Source organism: Butyrivibrio sp. MC2013 (genome assembly GCF_000424585.1).
Classification (GTDB): Bacteria; Bacillota; Clostridia; order Lachnospirales; family Lachnospiraceae; genus Butyrivibrio.
The window spans coordinates 12,426-33,070 of record NZ_AUKE01000006.1; the positions used below are offsets into that span (position 1 = coordinate 12,426).

Annotated in this window: 13 protein-coding genes and 7 tRNA genes; 1 reads left to right on the forward strand and 19 read right to left on the reverse strand. The window is 46.7% G+C overall.

Going from position 1 to position 20,645, the window contains the following annotated elements:
* Window positions 1-82: 82 nt before the first annotated feature.
* The 16 genes from G636_RS0103785 to G636_RS0103860 form a co-directional block, all read right to left on the reverse strand.
* Window positions 83-2,593 (reverse strand): ribonucleoside triphosphate reductase, encoded by a 2,511-nt coding sequence (locus G636_RS0103785; protein WP_026506943.1) that lies wholly within the window; start codon window positions 2,591-2,593, stop codon window positions 83-85.
* Window positions 2,594-2,706: 113 nt separating this feature from the next.
* Window positions 2,707-3,207, reverse strand: coding sequence for an anaerobic ribonucleoside-triphosphate reductase activating protein (gene nrdG / locus G636_RS0103790; protein ID WP_026506944.1), 501 nt, complete (start codon window positions 3,205-3,207; stop codon window positions 2,707-2,709).
* A gap of 207 nt (window positions 3,208-3,414) precedes the next feature.
* Window positions 3,415-5,820: a glycoside hydrolase family 3 protein gene (locus G636_RS0103795; protein WP_026506945.1), complete on the reverse strand. Its 2,406-nt coding sequence runs from the start codon at window positions 5,818-5,820 to the stop codon at window positions 3,415-3,417.
* A 177-nt stretch (window positions 5,821-5,997) separates the two neighbouring features.
* Complete coding sequence (locus G636_RS0103800) at window positions 5,998-6,747, reverse strand: response regulator transcription factor (RefSeq protein ID WP_026506946.1); 750 nt, start codon at window positions 6,745-6,747, stop codon at window positions 5,998-6,000.
* A 29-nt stretch (window positions 6,748-6,776) separates the two neighbouring features.
* Window positions 6,777-8,495, reverse strand: a complete 1,719-nt coding sequence (locus G636_RS17205; protein WP_196803025.1) for a sensor histidine kinase — start codon at window positions 8,493-8,495, stop codon at window positions 6,777-6,779.
* 97 nt (window positions 8,496-8,592) lie between these two features.
* On the reverse strand, window positions 8,593-9,414 hold the full coding sequence (locus tag G636_RS0103810; RefSeq protein WP_026506947.1) for a carbohydrate ABC transporter permease: 822 nt from the start codon (window positions 9,412-9,414) through the stop codon (window positions 8,593-8,595).
* A gap of 86 nt (window positions 9,415-9,500) precedes the next feature.
* Window positions 9,501-10,370: a carbohydrate ABC transporter permease gene (locus G636_RS0103815; RefSeq protein WP_026506948.1), complete on the reverse strand. Its 870-nt coding sequence runs from the start codon at window positions 10,368-10,370 to the stop codon at window positions 9,501-9,503.
* Between the two features lie 71 nt (window positions 10,371-10,441).
* Complete coding sequence (locus tag G636_RS0103820; protein ID WP_026506949.1) at window positions 10,442-11,755, reverse strand: ABC transporter substrate-binding protein; 1,314 nt, start codon at window positions 11,753-11,755, stop codon at window positions 10,442-10,444.
* Window positions 11,756-12,007: 252 nt separating this feature from the next.
* A complete protein-coding gene (locus tag G636_RS0103825) occupies window positions 12,008-14,530 on the reverse strand; it encodes an FAD-dependent oxidoreductase (protein WP_196803026.1) in 2,523 nt (840 codons plus the stop codon).
* 174 nt (window positions 14,531-14,704) lie between these two features.
* Window positions 14,705-16,477, reverse strand: a complete 1,773-nt coding sequence (locus tag G636_RS0103830) for a methyl-accepting chemotaxis protein (RefSeq protein WP_026506951.1) — start codon at window positions 16,475-16,477, stop codon at window positions 14,705-14,707.
* 144 nt (window positions 16,478-16,621) lie between these two features.
* A tRNA-Lys gene (locus G636_RS0103835) sits at window positions 16,622-16,694 on the reverse strand.
* Between the two features lie 47 nt (window positions 16,695-16,741).
* Window positions 16,742-16,813: transfer RNA gene (locus G636_RS0103840), tRNA-Gln, on the reverse strand.
* A gap of 89 nt (window positions 16,814-16,902) precedes the next feature.
* Window positions 16,903-16,976 (reverse strand) — tRNA-His (locus G636_RS0103845).
* Between the two features lie 34 nt (window positions 16,977-17,010).
* Window positions 17,011-17,084 (reverse strand) — tRNA-Arg (locus tag G636_RS0103850).
* A gap of 23 nt (window positions 17,085-17,107) precedes the next feature.
* A tRNA-Gly gene (locus G636_RS0103855) sits at window positions 17,108-17,178 on the reverse strand.
* A gap of 29 nt (window positions 17,179-17,207) precedes the next feature.
* Window positions 17,208-17,282, reverse strand: a tRNA-Pro gene (locus G636_RS0103860).
* A gap of 234 nt (window positions 17,283-17,516) precedes the next feature.
* Between G636_RS0103860 and G636_RS0103865 the strand changes: the two genes are divergently transcribed.
* Window positions 17,517-17,599, forward strand: a tRNA-Leu gene (locus tag G636_RS0103865).
* 105 nt (window positions 17,600-17,704) lie between these two features.
* Here G636_RS0103865 and rdgB read toward each other — a convergent pair.
* The 3 genes from rdgB to G636_RS0103880 are packed head-to-tail and all read right to left on the reverse strand — an operon-like array spanning window position 17,705 to window position 20,613.
* Window positions 17,705-18,319, reverse strand: a complete 615-nt coding sequence (gene rdgB / locus G636_RS0103870; RefSeq protein WP_026506952.1) for an RdgB/HAM1 family non-canonical purine NTP pyrophosphatase — start codon at window positions 18,317-18,319, stop codon at window positions 17,705-17,707.
* A gap of 55 nt (window positions 18,320-18,374) precedes the next feature.
* Complete coding sequence (locus tag G636_RS0103875; protein WP_026506953.1) at window positions 18,375-19,451, reverse strand: hypothetical protein; 1,077 nt, start codon at window positions 19,449-19,451, stop codon at window positions 18,375-18,377.
* Complete coding sequence (locus G636_RS0103880; RefSeq protein WP_026506954.1) at window positions 19,444-20,613, reverse strand: THUMP domain-containing class I SAM-dependent RNA methyltransferase; 1,170 nt, start codon at window positions 20,611-20,613, stop codon at window positions 19,444-19,446. Before G636_RS0103880 ends, G636_RS0103875 begins: the two co-directional genes overlap by 8 nt.
* Window positions 20,614-20,645: the final 32 nt, after the last annotated feature.

Sequence of the window (20,645 nt, forward strand, 5' to 3'; positions counted from 1 at the left end):
ATAGCATAGTATATAGAAAACGCGGCCAAAGCCACCCCTCGAATAGCAGATGGGATAGCTTTGGCCGTTCGACAATGCCCCCTCAGGATGCCTGGTCGATGAATCTGAGGACTTCGCCAAAGTCCTTGATGACCTTCTCTTCATCGCCGCTGGCTACTACTATGGCAGGAGCTGACATGATGCCATATTTCATGGCCATGTCGCGGCCTGTACCCTCTTCTGCCGTAAGGACTGTATAGTCGATACCCTTCTTATCAAGGGCAGTCTTTGCCATCCTGCACTTAGGGCACTCACTGGTGGTCAGGAGCATGATGCTCAGTCTCTCTGATACAAAGGGTGCATTGGCAGATGCTACAAAGTTCTCTCCGGCAACAGCTTTTTCTGTCTCAGCATGACTTTCATCCTGGCTCTTATTAGTTTGTGCAGTATTCATAGCTTCTGCTTCTGACTTTGAGAGCATCACCTTCATATTGTAGGTGCGTCTGTCTTCAAATTCCTGACTCTTACCTGCATTCCAGTTGCTGACAGGACGATAGTAGCCTGTGATCCTGGAGTAGATCTCTACCTTCTTGCCGCATACAGGACACTCAGTAGCTTCTCCTACGATATATCCGTGGTCTTCGCAGATAGAATAGGTAGGTGACAGGGTAAAGTAAGGAAGCTTGTAGTTCTCAGCTATAGTCCTTACTACTTTTGCAGCCTGCTTCCAGTCGGGCAGTCTCTCACCCAGGAAGGTGTGGAATACTGTTCCGCTGGTGTACTTGGTCTGAAGATCATCCTCTTTGTCCAGAGCATCAAATATATCATCCACAGAGCCTACAGGCAGATGTGATGAATTGGTATAGTAAGGTGTCTCGCCGCTTACGCCTGCTGTGATGATGTCAGGATAGTTTTTCCTGTCCATACGAGCCAGGGTGTAGCAGGTAGACTCAGCAGGAGTAGCCTCCAGATTAAAGAGGCATCCATACTCTTCCTGGTAATCAGAGAGCTTGTTTCTCATGAAATCAAGCACCTTGCCTGCCCACTTAAGAGCCTTGTCATGGGTGAGATCCTCGCGAATCCATGCTGCATTGAGACAGGTCTCATTCATACCTACCAGACCTATGGTGGAGAAATGATTCTTAAAACCGGCCTTGAGATATACCCTGGTATAAGGATAAGCGCCCTTATTCAGATACTGGGTGACCACTCTTCTCTTGATATCCAGGGATCTGGCAGCGATGTTCATGGCATATTCCAGTTCCTTAAAGAAGGCATCCTCATCTGCAGACACATATGCGATATGAGGCAGGTTGATGGTCACTACGCCGATGGAACCGGTATTCTCGCCTGCGCCAAAGTTACCGCCGTTTTGCTTTCTCAGCTCTCTAAGATCCAGACGCAGTCTGCAGCACATGGATCTGACATCAGAGGGCTTCATGTCTGAATTGATATAATTTGAAAAATAAGGTGTACCATATTTTGCAGCCATCTCAAAGAGGAGACGGTTATTCTCTGTATCTGACCAGTCAAAATCACGTGTGATGGAATATGTAGGGATAGGATACTGGAAGCCGCGTCCATTGGCATCACCTGCGATCATTACCTCCAGGAATGCCTTGTTGATCATATCCATTTCCTTTTTGCAGTCGCCGTAGGTAAAGTCCTGCTCCTTGCCGCCCACGATAGCATGCTGCATAGCCATATCTTCAGGCACAGTCCAGTCCAGAGTGATATTGGAGAAAGGACACTGGCTGCCCCATCTGCTGGATACATTTGCGCCGAATACAAAGGACTGCATGCACTGCTTTACTTCTTCATAGGACATATTATCCACTTTGACAAAGGGAGCCAGATATGTGTCAAAGGAGGATACCGCCTGAGCTCCTGCCCATTCATTCTGCATGATGCCCAGGAAATTGACCAGCTGCATAACAGCTGTGGACAGATGGGAAGCTGGCGCAGAAGCTATCTTATTGGCTACGCCGCCAAGGCCGTTAAGTAAGAGGTCCTTAAGTGACCAGCCTGCACAATAGCCTGCTGCCATACCCATATCATGGATATAGATCTCGCCGCAGCCGCCGTCGACCTGGCAGAGAGACCTGATCTCGCCGTCATATATATTCTCCCACCACATCTTGGTGATAGCCTCAGACTCAGCCAGGATAGCTGCGCCCATGGTACCGCCTGCTGTGGAAGCGTTCTGATTCTTGATGATATCCATTGCCTGGCAGGGATCTTCATTATCCTCTTCGGAAGCCGCACCAAGGGATCCGTCTACCATGCCTACAGCAAAGTTCTTGACCTCTTTACTGATGCCTCTGATGATCTTGTGGTTCTGTCTGTAGAGAATGAAGGCTCTTGCTGCTGTATAATAACCATTCTTCATAAGCGCAGCTTCTGCGGCGTCCTGAGCCTGCTCTACGCTTACGCGCTGGTCCTTGTCTGCATAGTTTACATAGAGGTCTACAACCGCATTACCGGTGAGAGTCTTTAAGTCCTTCTCTGAATAGTCCTCCTTGACCGCATCCAGAGCCTTGCTCATAGCGGATGTGATCTTCTCTTCATCAAATTTCTGCTCCGTTCCATCACGTTTGATAATAGTGTTTATCATGGCTTCCTCCCCTGATATATGTTCATGTGACATTAATTCTTGCAGAATACAAGTAACTCAGAAAAACTTTTATTGCTATGGAAAAGCTGATTACGCATCACTGCGCATAGATCTTAGTCAGGATCATATAAGCAAACTCTGCCGGATGCCTTTCTGCAGCAATCGAGGTCTATAAGCCTCTGATTGCTGCTCCCCCTGTAAAGGCACTCCTCAGATTTGAGCTCCTCTCTAAAAGGGCCGTCTACCAAAACGTCCACTTCATTTAAGAGCTCCAGCGCCCCCCCAGGCGCTATCCCCGCTAATATGTCCTCGTATGTAAAGCCTGTGTAGCACCATACGTTTAGCCCATGTTCATGGCAAAATCTCGCAATTGCCGCAGCTGCAGCCGGTTGATAAAAAGGATCTCCTCCCGAGAGTGTCACACCGTCCAAATGTCCGGCGCTTTCTATCATTGAACAAATACTCTCCGGATCTGTCACACTCCCCCCATTCATATCCCAAGTCTCCGGGTTGTGACAGCCGCGGCACCCATGAAGGCAGCCCTGGAAAAAGACGACAAAGCGTATTCCCGGGCCGTTAACCAATGAGTGCTTTATTGTTCCTGCGATTCTCATAAGCGCATTATAACACAAGATATAGTAGCATTGCTATATTATCTCAACAAAATATAGTATAAATAATATACAAATTTTCGTGCGAAATATTGATAATCATTCCTATTGAAAAAGTCCAAAGGCACACCGCTGCTAGGCGGAAAGCCTTTGGACTTTTTATGTGTTTTTTTATTCAAATAGTAGATGTATACAATGTATGCTGTCCTATCAGTCAAACTTCAGGATAGTAGCAAGGATCCTCTTTACATTGGCCTTAAGCTGCTCATGATCCAGAGCACCCAGCTTGTCAGCCTCAAGGAGACGCTCGTCAAAGCCGTTGCCCATCTTCAGGTCATTGCCTGCATTGACTTCCTTGTAGTGCTCGCCTCTGGTCCACCAGTCTGTTGTTACCATGCCCTTGTAGCCCCACTCTCCTTTGAGGATACCTGTAAGAAGGTCGCGGCTCTCAGATGCACGCTGGCCGTTTACTGCATTGTACGCACTCATGATGGTATAAGGATCGGACTTTTTGACTACGATCTCAAATGCCTTCAGATAGATCTCTCTAAGCGCTCTCTCAGATACTCTGGAGTCGGAGTGCTTTCTGTTGGTCTCCTTGTTATTGCAGCAGAAATGCTTAACAGAAGCACCTACATGATTCTCCTGGATACCATTTACAAGTGCTGCACCCATCTTACCAGCTACAATAGGATCCTCTGAGTAGTACTCAAAGTTCCTTCCGCAAAGAGGACTTCTGTGGATATTGATGGCAGGTGTGAGCCATACTGCCAGGTTGTTCTCCTTGAGCTCTTCACCGCCCGCTCTGCCTACTGCATGGAGGATATCTGTATTCCAGCTGCTGGCCATCAGTGTTGCGCAGGGGAATGCCGTTGTCAGGATACCTGTCTCTGGAGCGATACGCACACCTGCAGGTCCGTCTGCTGTCATAGCAGCAGGTACGCCATATTCAGGAAGATTACCAAAGCCAAAGGTATTGGCTACGCCTGTATTGGGCTGTCCGCCGGAGAGATGGATCAGCTCTTCCAGTGACAGCTGGTCTACAAACTCATCCAGGCTGATCTTGCCCTCTGCTACTTCCATCAGGATGTGGGCACCCTTCTTAAAAGGAGTAGTCAGGCAGAATCTGTCTCTCATCTTTACAACAGGTGTGAGAGCTTCCTCTGTGCCGGGCTCCATCTTCTTGATGACGCTCTCATTGATATCTCTGTGCTCGCCCTGAGGAAGTGCTTCATAAGAACCGTCAGCGAGCATCCTTTCCTTCAGCTCTACAGGAGCCAGCTGGTGGCTGAGCTTAGATGTAATGATATCTTCACTATTCTCAAAGCTGTATACGCTATCACCCAGGTGCAGGCTGTCCTTTGCCAGGTAGAAATCATATCTGCCCTTCTCAAGTACATAGGATGCATCTGCGATCTTGCCCAGGTCATCATAGGATGACATCAGATATCTGGATACAGACAGTGTGAGCACCTGGCTCTCACCGGGCTGGAGCTCCTTTGTCTTTGCAAAGTCGCCAAGCTCTGCAGCAGGCTTACCAAGTACCCCAGCAGGAGCACTGTAATAGAGCTGTACTACTTCCTTACCTGCTCTGTCACCTGTATTGGTCACCTTTACATTAAAGATAAAGCTCTCATCTGCATCAGAAGCTGACAGGAGACTGGTCTCAAAGCTTGTATAGGAGAGACCATAACCAAAGGGATAGATCACCTTATCCTTTGCTCCGGGGATTGTGAGGAAATATCTGTAGCCTACATATATATCTTCTGTATAGTTTACATAGTCAAAGGATTCATGGAAGCCTTCTGTGGAAGGATAATCCTCAAGCCTGCCTGCATATGTATCAACCAGGCGTCCTGAAGGATTGATCATGCCAAGGAGTATCTCAGCCGCGGCATCGCCGCCTTCCATACCGCCCTGTCCCATGTAGAGAGCTGCATTTATGCCATCATCATAGAGCCATCTAAGGTCGATGACGCCGCCGATATTAAGTACAGCTATGACCCTCTCAAAGCGCTCCTTGACGCTCTCGATCATAGTGATCTCTTCTTTGGTCAGATAGAAATCACCATCAGGGAATATCTGACCTGCGATCTTGGGCATGCTGGTCTCACTCTCCCAGGGATTGAACTCATTGTTGCACTCGATACTACTTCTGTCCCAGCCCTCGCCTGAGAATCTGTTTATCACAATAAGCGCTGTATCTGCAAAAGCTGCTGCGCCGTCGATGAGCTCCTTTGTCAGCGCAGGCTCTGCTGTCATACCGGGGCAGCGTCCATTCTCGTACTGAGCCTTGAGCTCATCCTCATAAAATCTGATAAGAGGCTTGTAGAGTGCTACTCCTCTGGATGTCAGGCCGTCAACAAGTGAATGCACATATTTGCAATATACATCACCAGAGCCGCCGCCGCCCTTTACATAATCAACTGCTGCCTTGCCAAATACTGCAAGGGGCTTCTCCTGACTAAGAGGCAGTATGCCGTCATTCTTTAGAAGGACCATTCCTTCCTCAGCAGCCTTGCGTGACAGAGCTATATGCTCGCTGCATCCTGTAACCCTCTTATCTCCATCAAGGGGCAGTGAAGGCTGAAATAATAGTCTGGACCATTTTTTCATCTCTTTCTCCTCTATATTCTTAAATTATTGTTTCGGGCAAAATACCTTAAATATACTATAGCTCAGTAAAAGCTTAAAATGGGTGTCCATTTTTTATTTTCGGGTATGATTTGTTACTAATTAACTGTTCACCCGCAATCATTTATCAATAGCGAATGAACAGTTATTTGTAAGTGCTTACGCTTTGGCCGTGAGCTTTTCTATGAAGCCGTCCTGGCTTTTATACTTGGAGGGAGATATTCCCTTTATTTTCTTAAAGACCTTGGAAAAATACTTTTCATCCTGAAAGCCTACCTTGTAAGCGATCTCATAGGTTTTCAGATAGCCCTGATCCAGATACCTGCAGGCTCTGTCTACCCGGATCTCATTAAGAAGATCCACAAAGACCTTGCCCTTGCTGCGGGATATCAGTGTAGACAGATAGCCTGCGCTGATACCTACCTTTTCGGCTACGTCCACCAGCCTGAGGTTCTTGTAGTAGTTCTCCTCCATATAGTCCAGAGCTCTCTCTACTACTCCCCTTTTGGCAGCTAGCTCTTCGTCCCTTGTCTCCACGGGAGCGATGGCATCTGCAGCATAGAGAAGCTTCTCCAAAAGGTCAGACGACCTGACGGGTTTTAACAGATAATCCTTGGCCCCGCATCTGATAGCCTTCTGGCAGTATTCAAACTGTCCATATCCGCTCAGGACTATGGTATAAGGCAATACTCCTGTCTTGGAGGCCTCTTCCATGACCTCTGTACCTGTTACCAGAGGCATCTGGATATCCAGGCACAGGATATCCGGCCTGTCCCTGTAGAGTATCTCCAATAACTCTTCACCGTTTCTGGCAGGTATTATCTTTGCAAACCTGTCAGTGTGAAGCTGTACATATTTGATTATTCCGTTTCTGATGGAATCCTCATCATCTGCAATAACAAGTTTCATAAAAGCCCCCCTGCTTTTTCGCTGCCTCTTTAGGACTGCGGCTTGCTCCCCTCTGAGAAATATATTTTACCAAGCTCCAATATCACCTCAGTGCCTTCCCCTACACCACTGGTTATCTTAAGCTTATAATCCCCATGATATAACAGATCCAGTCTTTCCCTCACATTCCATATGGCATAACCTGAGATCCTACCTTCCTTTTTGGCACTTCCGGCGCCATGCAGAAGTTCATCTATCTTTTCCTTTGTCATGCCCACACCGCTGTCGGATATCACAAAGACCAATCTCTTATCATCCCTTCTGCCTCTGATCAGCAGAGAAAAGTCTTCATCACCCTTCTCAAAGCCATGAAGTACTGCATTCTCTACAAAAGGCTGAAGTATGAGCTTAGGGATCCGTTCTTCAATTATATCATCCTCTACATCTATCTTATATGACAATCTGTTGCCAAATCTTTCATGCTGTATATGAAGGTAGTTGGATATCAGTGAGATCTCGTCCGAAATACGGATCATGCCCTCTCCCCTGCTCAGAACCAGTCTGAAGAGATTGGACAGGGCCAGTATATCCTCTCCTATCTCATCATTTCCCGCCTCCACACATTTCCAGTAAAAGGTATCCAGGGCGTTGTACAAAAAGTGGGGATTGATCTGGGCTTGCAGTGCATCCAGCTCGCTTTCTTTTTCTTTTAGCCTGATCACATAATTGCTGTCTATAAGGTCTTTGATAGCTCTTACCATTGTATTAAAGCCGTCGCTGACCATTCCGATCTCGTCCCCGGATTCCACCTCCAGCTTCCTGTCAAAATTGCCTTCCTGAAATTCCACCATAGCCTGGCTCAGTTTCTTAAGTGGCCTGGTGATGATATAGGAAATAATATAGGCTATGGGCATCAAACTAAGGAGTATACCTATGAGCAGAGACATATTGGTAAAGAGCACTGACCTTAGTATCTCATTTCTCATAGAAGCGGATACAAAACGGTAAGCAACAAGCCCCGTTTTGTCACTTACCGACTTATAGATATAATAGCCTGCGCTTTCGCAGATATTATTATCCACAAGGCCTCCGCCCGCTTCCGAGATCCTTGTATGGACCTCTTTTTCATCAAATATACCATTTGCGGAGAGCAGGTCTCCGTCAGCAGTAAAAATATATACTGCCTCATCGTCTTTTCTAAGGAGTCTTGCGCAGGCTCCGTCAAAATCCATCACCGACATACCTATGGTCAGGTAGCCCAGTTTGTACCTTCGGCTGATATCATATATTTCCCTGCTGGCTACTATCTTGTTGCTGCGGTTATTGACATAGATATTGTCATCTGACTTTTCAGCCCTTCTCAGGATATATTTGCCTATCCTGCTGCAGGCTGTTGCATATATCTCGCTCTCTCTTATCTCGTCAATGCTCTCTATGTATGCGGAATTATCCATGCATCTGAGAAAGGGGAGCGTACCGTTTTCCGGATATATGGCTATGGTCTTGATCTGTCCGCTCAGGGCCATCATATCCTGGATGATCTTCATAGGGGCATCTTTATACCAGATCGTGGGATCATTTAAGGCTTCGCCTGACCTGAGAATAGTCAATATCTCTTCATTGATACATACATAAGTCCCCAGGCTGATCATCTGCTCCAGCTGTGCGTCAAGATTGCCCACCAGGCTGTCCATCTCATTTACGTACCGGCTGTTCTCCTGAGTCAGATTCTCCCTGTAGTTCTTCCTGACCAGAAAAAAGCTGATCACGAGAAGCACAGGCGTCACAAATAAATAAATATATAAGATCAGCTTAGCTCCTATGTTTAGGCTCCGCAGTTTGTCCCTCATCTGAATAATCCCGTTTCTATCCCTTAACGGCCCCCATTGCCACTCCCTTGGTAATATGCTTGTTAAGAATGATATATACCAGTACAGCAGGCGCAGCAGTCAGCGCCATTACAGCAAACTGTACTGCATAATTGGACGAGTACTCTCCTGTAAATTCCAGAACCGAGAAGGGAAGTGTCTTCCATTTCGGACTGCTAAGGTAGGTACTGGCCATGATGAATTCGTTCCAGTTATTTAGAAATGTCATAATAGATACCGTCGCTATGGAGGGCTTTAGCATAGGGAATATGATCTGAAATACGATCCTGTATATCCCGCAGCCGTCCATTACCGCAGCCTCCTCCAGCTCCCTGGGTATAGATGATAGAAAGCCTGTCATAAGGAACATTCCCTGAGGCAGGGAAAATGCCACGTATGGAATAAGGAGCGCCCACAAGGTATCTGTGAGTCCCAGTGTATTGTAGATCTTGTAATTAGGAAGAAGCGTGGCATGAATAGGTATCATCATCCCAAGGAGCAGGATGGTCATCACAAGTGAGCTTAGCTTCCACTTCATCCTGCTGCATGCAAAGGATGCCATAACTGAGATCACTATTACCAATATAACAGCAAGGCTGTTAATAAAAAAGCTGTTAAAGAGATAATGTGCAACATTTCCGTCCACAAATGCAGTAAGATAATTATCCCATCTGATCTTTTGAGGTATTATCAGTATCCCGTTTGTGAACATCTCGGTACTGCTTCCCAGGGAAAAATCCACCAGCCAAACAAGGGGGAATATCTGGACCAGCGCCACCAGTATGAGCACAGTCCAAAGTACTATCTTTCCTACTCCCATAGTCTTTTGAACGCCGCTGTCTGCCCCGGCTTTATTATCCCCTGATTCTTTCACGGAATAAGCCATATTGATCGAATTATCCAACTTTAGTCATTCTCCTTAAATATCTTATTCATAAATACAGTTACCAAAACGCATATTATGATAAACAACACACCTATGGCATTGCCGTAGCCATATCTAAAGGATTTAAAGGCCTGCTGATAGAGATAGTTTGCAGCAAACTGGGTACTTCCTCCCGGGCCGCCTCCTGTGAGCAGATATACAGTTTCCATCTGTTTTAAGGCAGATATCACAGCCATGGTCACATTGATCTGAATAACGGGTTTCATAAGAGGAAGTGTGATATATAGAAATGTCTGACCCACGCCTGCACCGTCGATGGATGAAGCTTCATAGAGTGTGGGATCGATATTTTTGATTCCGGTGTAATAGATCAGCATTCCCCAGCCAAAGCCGTGCCATATAAGTACCAAAAGAACCGACCATATGGCTGTGTCCTGAGACAGGAAGTTGACCTTTTCCTGATGTCCAAAGAGATGGAGCAGGCTGTTCAAGAGGCCAAAATCAGGATTGTATATAAATTTCCAAAGATAAGCAATGACAGCTACAGAGATAACATTGGGGATAAAATACACGCAGCGAAAAAAGCCTTCTCCCCTTCCTCCAAGCTTATCAAGTACAGCAGCCACTATCATGGCAATAGGATGCTGCAAAGCTATAAAACCAACAGCCAGCAGCAGCGAATTGAGAAGGGAGCGCCCAAAGGCACTATCTCTAAAGAGCTCCTCATAGTTCTTCATTCCTATAAAAGATGCTTTTCCCATGCCGGAATAATCGGTAAAGCCATAATATACACTCAGGCATATGGGAAAGAGTATTGCGCAAAGGAAAATCAGTATCCCCGGAAAAACAAGGGTAAAGATCACTTTTTTGTTACTGTACAATTTTTCCATGTCATGTCCTTTTTTTATGTCCTTTTTGTAAAAAAGGAGGATGCCGATGCATCCTCCTTTAATAGCCCGGGTTACTTGCAAGCTTCACCTAATCTGGCGAGGAAATCGTCAATCGATGTGGAACCGTTGGCAACACCCTGTATCTCACTTTCAATGCAGGTCTTAAAGGTAGCAGGTCCGCAGTCATTGATAGGAGTACCGGATACGCTTGTTGCATCATTTACCATGTCCATTACCTGCAGCTGCAGCGCTGACTCATCTCCAGATAGATAATCGGACTGATCCTGAGCAGACATTCCTACTCCGTTTTCCCAGCCGTATTTGGACAGCTTGGTGGGCTGATACATATAGTTCAGGAACTTTATAGCTTCATCCTTTACAGGAGAGCTTGCGCTCACTGCATATCCGCCGCCATTCCATGCTGCTATATCATGGTCGCCGCCTTTTCCGCCATCTACTACAGGAAAGTTAAATGCTCTGATATTGTTTCTGATATCCTCTGCAATATCCTCATTCTTTGCCATGGAGCACTCCCAGCTTCCCATTGCAAACATTGCTGCCTGACCATTGGTGAAGAGGTTCATTGCTGTACCATAATCCTGAGAATCAAAGCCTGTCTGGAACATTCCCGCATCAGCACACTCTTTTAAGATCTCAACAGACTTTCTGATCTCGGGAGCTGTAAAGTCGCCACTGGAGATTGCCTTTGCTACAATAGATGCATAATCAGTGCCTGCTACCTTGGCCAGTATATCTGTAAGGAAGGTGCACATAGGCCATCCGTCTCCGCCGTCCATAGCTACAGGTGTAATGCCTGCTGCCTGGATATCTGAGCACAGAGCTATGAAGTCATCATAGCTTGCAGGAACACTCCATCCGTTGTCATCAAAAAGCTTCTGGTTATAGTAGATAACCTGTACGTCTGTATTTCTGGGAAGGCCATAGAGCTTGCCATCCTTTTTGAAGCCTTCAAGAGATCCGGAGATAAATCCGTAATCGGCATAATCCGCCTCGTTAAGCTCTGCCAGTACGCCGGCATCAAGTACCTCATCCAGGAATGAGGGCTGCCCCCAAATACTTACTACATCAGGCATGCCATCCATAGCATAAGCCTTAAACTTGGTCTTGTAAGCTTCTTCGTCAAGAGCCTCGACCTCAATCTTTACCCCTTCATTTTCTGCCATATATTCGTCAATGATAGTCTGCTCCACCAGTCCCTGTCCGTTCTTTCTGTCAGGCAGATTGGAAAAGACCTTGATAGTAACCTCTTTATTTGCTCCCTTCACCTGAGCTGTATTGTCGGATGAAGCTGCAGAGCCGCAGCCGGAAGCCAGCATAGCTGCAGCAGATACCACTGCAAACAGCCTGGTAAGTTTTCTGTTCACTTTTTCTCCCTCCTGTTATTTACATGCTTTTACTGTGTTTGCTATTACTCGTATCGATATCAGGTACCCTTCTCTATTTAGCATACTATCATTATGCCTATTGGATAAAAATACACCTAATTTTGAAAAAGGTGCAAAATATTTGAAAAGAATTTCCTCTTAGTTTTATTTATTCCGGTGATTTTCATAAAAAAAGAAGACACATCATGATGTGCCTTCTTTCTCTTATTAAATATAAAACACTCATGATCCTTAGATAAAGAGATTCACTGAGCATTTGTCTGCTTCGCCAAGGTAGGTTCCTACGCCTGCGATCTCTACGCCGTTTATCAGCTCTTCCTTTTTGATCCCCATTACATCCATGCTCATGGAGCAGGCGATAATGCGCACGCCTGACCTTATAGCTGAGGCCATGAGCTCAGATACAGAGGACACGTTCTTGTCCTTCATGATCTTCTTCATCATGGCAGCTCCCATGCCTGCCATGTTCATCTTGGACAAGCCAAGCTTAGATGCGCCCTGAGGCAGCATAGCACCAAACATCTTCTCCATAGCAGTCTTGTCCACAGGCACTGACTGGTCCTTTCTAAGAGCCGCAAGGCCCCAGAAGGTAAAGAACATGGTAACGGGCATTCCCATGGAAGCTGCGCCGTTAGCCAGGATAAAGCTGGCCATTACCTTGTCCATATCTCCATCAAATACGATGATGCTCATGCCATTCTTGCCAGAGGCGTCTGCAGCCCCTACAGGAGCCTTCTGATCAGCAGTGTTTGAAACGCCCTTACTGATCCTGGCTACATAATTGCCACCCTCCTCTGTATTGGAGATAAGGGTGTTACCTGTATGCTCACACCAGGATATGATATCCTTGGCAAATCCGGGATCTGATGCTGTAACGCTGATCACATCACCTTCTCCTGCCTTGTCCACAGCCTCATGCACCTTCATGATAGGACCTGGGCACTGCAGTCCGCAGCAGTTAAGGTCTATAGTCCTTGTTCCGGCAGCTGTCTTAGCCTCTGCCTTCAGTTCTGATACGCTTTGGGCTTTTGCCTTTACCTGAGCAGCATCAGCTACATTTTTAGATACTCCGGCAGGAGCAGCACCTGTCATATCACTGTTTTTTTTTACTCCATCATAGTGTGTATCTCTATAGAAGCGCATACCGCCGGGATATACACTTACCTTGTCAAAGCCGCTCTGACGAAGGATTCTCTCTACGCTGTGAGCTCTTACGCCTATGCCGCAGAATACCACTACAGGCTTTGTAGGATCCAGCTCTCCAAGGCGATCTCTCACCTGGCCAAAGGGCATTGCTACTGCTGTGGGAATGGCAAAGGCCAGTCTCTCAGCATCTTCTCTCACATCAAGGAAGGTGATGTTACTGTCATTGACATCCACATCCCAGTCTGCAAAATCAGAATCACCGTTTAAGAGGTTCTGAGCAGCAAAGCCTGCCATGTTCACCGGATCCTTGGCAGATGAATACGGAGGAGCGTAAGCCAGCTCCAAATCTGTGAGATCCTCCACTGTTGCATGAAGTCTGATAGAGGTACCTATAGTATCTATCCTCTTGTCCACTCCGTCATAGCCCACGATCTGACCGCCCAGGATCCTGGAGCCGTCGGGAGCAAAGAGGAGCTTGATGGTCATGGGCTTTGCGCCCGGATAATATCCCGCATGGGAGTTCTGCACTATAGTAACCTTCTTGTAAGGTATATTCTTACTGATCAAAGTCTTCTCATTCAGACCTGTGGAAGCAGCAGTCATATCAAATACTCTTGCAACTGAGCTTCCCTGCGTACCCTGATAATGATCCTCTCTGCCAGCGATGTTATTGGCGGCGATCCTACCCTGCTTATTGGCAGGTCCTGCCAGAGCCACCATGGTGTCATCACCTGTATTAAAGTCCTTGACCTGCACAGCATCACCTACCGCATATACATCAGGATCAGCAGTCTGCATCATGTCATTGACTACGATACCGCCTCTGGCATTGATCTCCAGGCCTGCGTCTGCAGCAAGCTTACTGTTGGCCCTTACACCGATAGCCAGTATCACAAGAGCTGCTTCCACGCTTTCGCCGCTGCCAAGGACTACCTTTACCTTATCAGCGCCGGACTCAAAGCGGGCTACACCGTCTCCCAGGTGCAGGTCCACACCCTTGGAGAGGATATGTCCGTGAAGGACATGAGCCATCTCTATATCAAGAGGAGCCATGACCTGATCCGCAGCTTCCACAAGAGATACCTTAAGTCCTGCGGTATGGAGATTCTCAGCCATCTCAAGACCTATGAAGCCGCCGCCTACTACTACAGCATCCTTAATACCTTTCTCAGCGATCATCTCCTTCACAGCTATGGAATCCGGCACAGTCCATACTGTCCTGATCCTCTCATCATCTATTCCCTCGATCCTGGGTCTGATGGGTGATGAACCGGTAGCTATTACCAGCTTGTCATAGTTTTCTTCATATACTTCACCTGTCTCATTGTTTCTGATCTGCACCTTCTTGGCAGCTCTGTCAATGGACAGGGCTTCATTCATCTCTCTGACATCTATATTAAATCTGCCTGTGAGCTGAGCCTTGCTGGTAACCAGCAGAGCATCCCTTGACTGTATTACATCTCCTACATAATAAGGAAGGCCGCAGTTAGCATAGGAAATATACGGGCCTTTCTCCAATAATACAATATTTGCCTTCTCATCCATTCTTCTGAGCCTTGCAGCACAGCTTGCTCCTCCGGCTACGCCGCCGATGATCACAGTCTTCATTATCAGTCTCCTTTTTTGAACAAAACATTTGTGATCAATACCGGCACAGCCGGTATTGGTCACAAACAACCTACTACCTGATATTATTTTAAAGACTAAGTACTGTAGTCAACAAGTACGCAAAATATTATTACCTGGTAAGTTTTTTCTTACCTTTACCCCCCTTATAGCATATCAGAATACAAACTGATCCATAAGCTCACTTAGTTCATCCGTCAGTTCATGCATCTCGGCAACCGCGCCTGTGATATTCTGCACAGATTCCTGTACATATGCTGTAGAATTGCTGGTCTCTCTGGAGTTATCTGCACATTCCACTGCTGATCCGGATAGGGAATCTACCTTTTCAACTACTACCTTACAGCTCCTATCCATGTCACCGGCCAGACTGTCAAGATGAGAGATCTCTTTGTTGATCTCTTCTACAGATTCTACGATCATCTGATATTTTTCACCTGTAGCTGATACTGATTCAGCCTGTACCTGTACAGCTTCCTGCACCTGCTCTCTCTGATCTGCAGCCTGATCTACACAGGCCTTAAGTTCATCCAGCATATTATCAATGGTACCTACCGCATCAGCAGACTGAGTGGCCAGGTCACTGATCTCACTTGCTACTACCGCAAAGCCCTTGCCTGCTTCGCCTGCTCTGGCAGCTTCAATCGAAGCATTTAGCGACAAGAGGTTAGTCTGGGACGCGATACTTGCTATGATCCTGGAAGCTTCACCAATCTTGGCGGAACTGGTGGTCATATCTTCAATAGCCTTGAATATCCTGCCAAAGGCTTCTCCGTTTGCCTTGGTATTGCTCTCAAGCTCTGCCACCACTTCCATACCTTCGGAAGTCACCTTTCTGATCTCACCGCTTACAGATGCAAGCTTCTGAGCTGCTTCACTGCTCTCTATTACGATGTTTCCCAGTACCCTTGCTTCCTCCGAAGCTTCCTTTGTTTCACTTGCCTGTGCTGTGATCTTATCTACAATATCCGTGATAGCTTCGGATATCTCACCTGTTGAATTCTTTACATTACCCGAGGAGTCTTCCAGAGTCCTGCTCACATAGCTGATCTTGTTAGAGGCATTCCTGATCAGATGAAGGATATTATTCTGCTCTTCAAAGAGCTGAACCGATGCATCTGCCATCCTGGCAACTTCATCTTTTCCTTCCACCTTCTGAGGCTCATATACCAGGTTCTTTTTGGCAAGCTGCTCAATATTCTCCTGAGCCACTCTGACACCCTTCAAGATGCCGTTGACAGTCAGAAAAGCAAAGATAAAGAGCAGGATCACCAGAATAATGGTGGCGATAAATGTAACAGTGATGGTGATGCTGTTGGACCTGTCCAGGAGCTCAAGCTTGTATACTGCATACATATCAATAAAGTCCTTGATATTATTGATATACTCTTCGCAATTGTCAAAATGCGCCTTATGCTCATCATAATCGCCTTCTCCGGTCTCCGGATTGTAGGAATCATAATAAGCCTTGATCTCTTTATCAAACATAGCTATGATATCCGTAAACCTACGGGTATCTGTCAGATATCCATCTCCATCTGTTTCAGGAGTAAAGCCGTTCTTCTCAGCCAGGAATTTAAGAGTATACTCGGAGTATGCCTGGGGATCCTCCTTCATCAGAGCCTCTGCAGTCGCCACACGGTCCAGGGTCTGTCCGTAATTGATCTCATAGCCCTGCCTGTTGTCTTCCACATCTTCTTCCATCTGATAATATTTGAGATTCATTGCAGCTACCAGAGCCTGATACATATCTCTTTCACCATTTATCAGATTGGTATTGGCCATATATATACGATCATAAAGTGTATTCTCCATCTCATGACCGATGCGGTTGATGAGGAAGGTCATGCCAAATACCAATATGAATATCCAAATGAAAAGCGGCAGAAACACCGATGCGAATTTGCCTCTGAGAGATAGATTTTTCACCTTAGGACTCCTTTCGAAAAAGTAATATAATGGATGCACTTCTATGTCGTCATATACTTTTTCGAACATTTAAGCCTTTGAATTAATAGATATGGAAAAAAATGCAAAAATAAAAGTCGCTAAAACCTTAGCGACTCTGGAAAATGAGACACGTGGGAATCGAACCCACGACAACTTGATTAAAAGTCAAGTGCTCTACCAACTGAGCTAGTATCTCATATATATGAACTATCCGGATAACATAGCCGGTTAGTATATATCAAACTGGGCTAGCGGGATTCGAACCCACGAGTGCAGCAGTCAAAGTGCTGTGCCTTACCGCTTGGCGATAGCCCATCATACACAGCAGATGTGCCTACTAATATATTAACGCAGCTTCTCATCAAAAGAAACACTTGCATCAAATCCGCCCTTAAAAGAAAAAGGGTGGCTAGTGGGACTCGAACCCACGGTCTCCAGAACCACAATCTGGCGCGTTAACCAACTACGCTATAGCCACCATAGATACCTGCAGAGCAGCTGCTCTGCAGGAGCGTGCCCGAAGGGATTCGAACCCCCGACCCACGGCTTAGAAGGCCGTTGCTCTATCCAGCTGAGCTACGGACACACGCTGCATACAGTGTATGCAAGAGCAGGTGATGGGAATCGAACCCACCTATCCAGCTTGGAAGGCTGGTGTTCTACCAATGAACTACACCTGCATATTCACTTGTCAGTGTTGCTGCCAAAGTCGGGGTGACAGGATTCGAACCTGCGACCTCCTGGTCCCAAACCAGGCGCTCTAGCCAAGCTGAGCCACACCCCGAAGAGCTTAGCTCGTTAATCTTCTGAGCTGCAACGCAAGAGCAATTATATATCAGTTTTTTAGGACTTGTCAACACTTCTTGCAAAGTTTTTTAAAAATAACCTTTGTACTTGCTACTACCTACAGAAATTATCGGTTTAATGACACAACTACAGAAGGCTTTTTTGTCCTTTTCGGTAAAGCTGAACTTCCACTTGTTTTTTGCCTGTAATTTGTGTACAATAATCAAGGTTTGCGGATATGGCGGAATTGGCAGACGCGCAGGATTTAGGTTCCTGTACCGAATAGGTGTAAGGGTTCAAGTCCCTCTATCCGCACTAGAGCGTAGATGAGTACAACCGAAAGGCTGTACTCATTTTCTTTATCCGGGAACAGTTCAATCTTCCCGGGCGATTTCCAAATCCGCCTTCCGCCACAGGCGCTCACACTCCCAGTTCCTGCTTTAATATATCCAGCATGGCTCTTAAGGCCTTACCTCTGTGGCTGATAGCATTTTTTTCTTCAGGGCTGAGTTCTGCGGAAGTCTTCTTGTACTCCGGTAGGAAGAAGATCGGATCATAGCCAAAGCCATTAGCACCTGCTATCTCATGACCTATTATGCCTTCCATGGTCTGGACTGTTGTTAATATCTTGCCGTCAGGAAGTACAGCGCCCACTGCGCATACGAACCTGGCAGTCCTGTCCTTATCCTCCACTCCTTCAAGACGCTCCAGGATCCTGGCATTCTTTTCCGGATAAGGAGTATCCTTGCCCATGTATCTGGCTGAATAGATTCCGGGCTCCTTATTCAGATAGTCTATTTCCAGACCGGAATCATCTGCCAGCACAATGCTGTCCTTGTCTCCTGCATCTGTCAGGGCTCTGTGGATGGCGCTGGCCTTGATCACTGCATTCTCTGCAAAGCTTGAGCCGTCTTCCACAATATCCTCAAATACACCCGCTTCTTTCATGGACAGGATCTCCATGCCGATCCCTCCCATGATCTCTCGTATCTCTCTGAGCTTGTCCTTATTACCTGTTGCAAATACTATTCTCATATCTATCCTCCTCCTGATGATCATCCTTATGTGTTATGTTATCACGGCGCGGCTGTCATTTATTACCTGCCATATCCCTGAAGGCGTAGCATATACCTCTTCTAAGCCCCGATGAGACCTTGTCTATGTCTGACAAGTCAGCATTGTCGGGCTCTTCATATCTCTCCAAAACGCCGCTTACTTCTCCTATGACTGCAGGGATCCCCAGCTCTGACCACAAGCCCTTATCTCCTCTATAGGCCTCTGCACTGGCAGTAGCCTCTCCTCTTTCATAGGCCAGATCTCTGGCCATACGCATAGCCAGTTCATCATTTCCATAGCCCCTTAGATATATCCTGTCATTGTAATAAAATATATCTGTGCTGCCCTTTCTGAGGAAAAGCACCATATCCGGCCTGATATCCTCTATAAAGGCCCTGGCGGATCCTTCGCGGGTAATTCCCCTTGCAGTATCTTCCCCCGCCTTGTAGGAGCAATCAGGTCCCATAGCATAGACCTTTATACCATCTGCCAGGAGTTTCCCTGCCAGTTCCCTGGTCAGAGAAGCTGTACCCTCATCATGATCCACTACCACTATATTGTCATAGACTTCCCCGGGTTCATCCAGGCTGATGATAGCCCTACCGCCTTCCAGGGAGAGTGTAGACTCATACACCTTATCCTCTGAGAGTGTGATGGTCATAGTCTCGCCGGCCTCATCACAGCTGCATTCGGCAGATACTATCGCATCAGGGGCAGTTATCCTGCCTCCCTCCCTATAATAGTCAGGGTCACAGGCCAGCTCCACCATGAGCTTTCCGGATTCATGGTCACTTACCATACTGATATCTTCAGACCCTGCATTTTCGGGAAGATCTATGACTATCTCATCTCCTTCCCTGATGATATCCATGTCCCAGGCCAGCAACTCCTCTACCGGTTCATTTTTCTTAACAGGAGGGTGCATGCCGCCCCCCAGGACTACAGCTCTTCCTTCCAGATATATCCCCATCCCCAAAAGTGCCAGCAGACTAAGAGCGCTGATAGCTATAGAGGTCCTTTTGACCAGCGCTTTATGCGCATCCTCTGTCTTCTCACTCTTTACGTCTACAGCGACTTTCTTATCCGGGGTCATCTCCTTGCTGTCATTCATGTCTCTCACCTGCGGTGTCTCTCCTCCTGGGCGGCTTAGCTCCCAGATATTGATAGAAATAAGTCTTTATCATTCCATTGTATATCTTACGGTTTTTATCTGCATTTTTGCCCAGAGCCTTCTGAGCATCCTCAAATGAAGTGATCATATACATTGACCAGTCATCCAGCGCCTTATAGCGACGTCCCAGGGTCCTGTATAGAGAGTAGAGGTCTTCCTTCTCACCTATTCTCTCGCCATAGGGCGGATTAGTGATGATAAAGCCGTATTTTTTCCTATGGGACAGATCGGCCACGTCCCTGGCCTGGAAGTGGATCAGGTCTCCCACTCCCGCCTTCTCTGCATTGATCCTGGCTATGGCGATCATATCCGGATCTATATCATAGCCCTGGATATCAGTCTCCACATTCAGATCGATATTATCCTCACACTCCTCTATTACGTCTGTCCAGTTACCGGGATCAATGAGATGTGTCCATGCTTTGGCATTAAAATCCCTGTGCATACCGGGAGCCACACCTGCAGCGATCATGGCTGCCTCAATTGGAATGGTACCGGACCCGCAAAAAGGATCTATCAATATCCTGTCCGCCTTCCAGGGAGTCAGCATGATAAGGGCAGCAGCCAGGTTCTCAGCAATAGGCGCCTTGGATTCCAGCTTTCTATAGCCCCTTTTATGAAGAGACATACCTGTGGAATCCAGAGCCACTGTCACTTCGTCCTTGTAAAGGAATACTCTGATGGGAAATTCCAGCCCGGTCTCAGGAATGATCTCCTTATGATAGGCAGCTTTCATCCTCTCCACCATAGCCTTCTTCATGACCCTCTGAATATCACTTGGTGAAAACAGTGCACTCTTGACACTGGATGCCTTGGTGACCCAAAGCTTGCCATCAGCTGGGATGAATTCCTCAAGGGGAAGATCTTTGGTCCCCTGAAAGAGCTCTTCATAGCTGGTGGCAGTAAAGCTACCGATCTTGATCAGCACTCTCTCTGCCGTCCTCAAACATATATTGGCTCTGCATACCGCATCAGCATCTCCTGCAAAGCTCACTCTTCCATCACTTACCTGAGTCACATCATAACCAAGATCCGTGATCTCTCTTTTTAATACAGCTTCAAGTCCCATGTGGCAGGGAACTACCAGTTTATAATATTTCAATTCATACCTCCATCCGGCCCAAAGGGCAGGAG